Source organism: Ferruginibacter sp. (genome assembly GCF_031430955.1).
Taxonomy (GTDB): domain Bacteria; phylum Bacteroidota; class Bacteroidia; order Chitinophagales; family Chitinophagaceae; genus Ferruginibacter.
The window spans coordinates 1-2,272 of record NZ_JANPCM010000495.1; the positions used below are offsets into that span (position 1 = coordinate 1).

Sequence of the window (2,272 nt, forward strand, 5' to 3'; positions counted from 1 at the left end):
AAAAGACTCACCATTAGTGAGCCTTTGTGGAGAGTATCGGGGTCGAACCGACGACCTCTTGCATGCCATGCAAGCGCTCTAGCCAACTGAGCTAACCCCCCTTATTTATTAAATTTTGATTTTAACAGCGGAGTGCAAATATATATGATTTAAGAATAAAAACTAACCGGTTTGAAACAGTATTAATAATTGATTATTTCATGAATGAGATACGGATACCTTTTGTGTTAAACAGTTACAAATAAGGGTAACAATATTTTAATTATTTAAACCACAACCTTATTACTGCTGCGGCAATTTCCAATAATTCTTTATAAGATTGAGGCTTTTTTATAAAGCAACTGGCACCTAATTTATAAGAGGAACTCTCATCCTGTGCAAAAGAAGATGTAGTTAAAATAATAGTGGGAATATGAGAAAAATTTTTATTCGCCCTGATCTCTTTTAATGCATGCAGCCCCAGCATTCCCGGCATATTTAGATCAAGCAGAATTAAAGCAGGATAGTTTTCCTGTTCTGCATTTAGGAGGGTTTCCATTAGTTGCTCCCCGTTTTCAATAAATATATAATCTATTGCAGAGTTATTTTCTAAAAAAGCGTCCAGTATCATCTGCCTGTCATCGGGATCGTCATCAACAATAAAAATACTTTTTTTTTGAGCTGTCTTCATAAAGGAATAATTATTGTATTTATTTATTGTTTTAAATATTTGCAATTAGTAAGCCAACTGTTGCAAACATTAGATTCACTGTAACCGTGGAAATAATTCTACAAAGCGTGGAAATTATTTATCTGCGAGTAAAAACTTTTCTATAAAACCTATAAGTAAAAAAGCATGAGAAGCCCTGAATCCAAAATTTCTACTACCACCCCACGTGGATCAAATGGTGCTAAAACGAAGTCAGTGAAATATACTGCTCCAGTTTTAAAAAAAACTGCTAAAGGAAAACTTAATGGGACAAATAATGCCTTCTCATTAAAAAATGCAGAAAATGGCACTTCTAATTTTAACAGCCAGCAATTACTAAAAGTATTAATGGAAGTAAAGAACGGCAACTTTGCCGTTCGTATGCCTATAGATGAAATAGGATTAAACGGAAAAATTTGCGATACCCTCAACGACATTATCTCTTTAAACGAAAGAATGATGTTTGAATTTACAAAAGCGGGTAATATAATTGGTAAACAGGGAAAACTTACACAACGTATTGAAGTACCCAATGCTAAAGGATCCTGGGGTACTGGAGTAGATTCACTAAATACATTGATCTCCGATCTGGTTCATCCAACCATTGAAATTGCACACGTAATTAGTTCGGTTGCCAAAGGAAACCTTTCGCAGGAAATGCCATTGGAAATAGGGGGCCATACTTTAAAAGGAGAGTTTTCGAGAATTGCAAAAGAAGTAAACGATATGGTAAAGCAGTTGAATTTATTTTCAATGGAAGTTACCCGTGTGGCACGTGAAGTGGGAAGTGAAGGAAAATTAGGGGGGCAGGCAAAAGTGAAAGGTGTTGCAGGTGTATGGAAAGATTTGACCGATTCAGTAAATCAAATGGGTAGTAACCTTACTGCACAGGTAAGAAATATTGCAGAGGTAACTACTGCCGTAGCTAAAGGCGATCTATCCAAAAAAATTACAGTGGATGTAAAAGGTGAAATCCTTGAATTAAAAAATACCATCAACACCATGGTGGATCAGTTGAACTCTTTCTCAAGTGAGGTAACACGTGTGGCACTTGAGGTGGGTACCGAAGGTAAGTTGGGTGGACAGGCGCAGGTAAAAGGTGTGGCAGGAACATGGAAAGATTTAACCGATTCTGTAAACCAGATGGCATCCAACCTTACAGGCCAGGTAAGAAATATTGCGGAGGTAACAACAGCGGTGGCAAAAGGTGATCTGTCAAGACAAATTACAGTGGATGTAAAAGGAGAAATTTTAGAATTGAAAGATACCATCAACACCATGGTGGATCAGCTGAATTCATTTTCTGCAGAGGTAACCCGTGTGGCACGTGAAGTAGGATCGGAAGGAAAATTGGGTGGACAAGCGAAAGTAAAAGGGGTAGGTGGTGTATGGAAAGATCTTACAGATTCGGTAAACCAAATGGCGAGTAATCTTACAGGGCAAGTAAGAAATATTGCCGAGGTAACCACAGCCGTGGCAAAAGGAGATTTATCAAGAAAGATAACCGTTGACGTTAGGGGAGAAATTTTGGAATTAAAAAATACCATCAACACCATGGTGGATCAGCTGAATTCATTTTCTTCG

2 protein-coding genes and 1 tRNA gene are annotated in these 2,272 nt (G+C 37.5%); 1 reads left to right on the forward strand and 2 read right to left on the reverse strand.

The window, feature by feature from the left end; genetic code table 11:
* Positions 1-27 precede the first annotated feature (27 nt).
* Both ACY65O_RS13765 and ACY65O_RS13770 read right to left on the reverse strand, forming a co-directional pair.
* Positions 28-101: transfer RNA gene (locus ACY65O_RS13765), tRNA-Ala, on the reverse strand.
* A 161-nt stretch (positions 102-262) separates the two neighbouring features.
* Positions 263-670, reverse strand: coding sequence for a response regulator (locus ACY65O_RS13770; RefSeq protein ID WP_462221435.1), 408 nt, complete (start codon positions 668-670; stop codon positions 263-265).
* Between the two features lie 165 nt (positions 671-835).
* On the opposite strand from ACY65O_RS13770, the gene ACY65O_RS13775 reads away from it, so the two are divergent.
* On the forward strand, positions 836-2,272 hold a 1,437-nt coding region (locus ACY65O_RS13775; RefSeq protein ID WP_462221436.1), incomplete at its 3' end, for a HAMP domain-containing protein.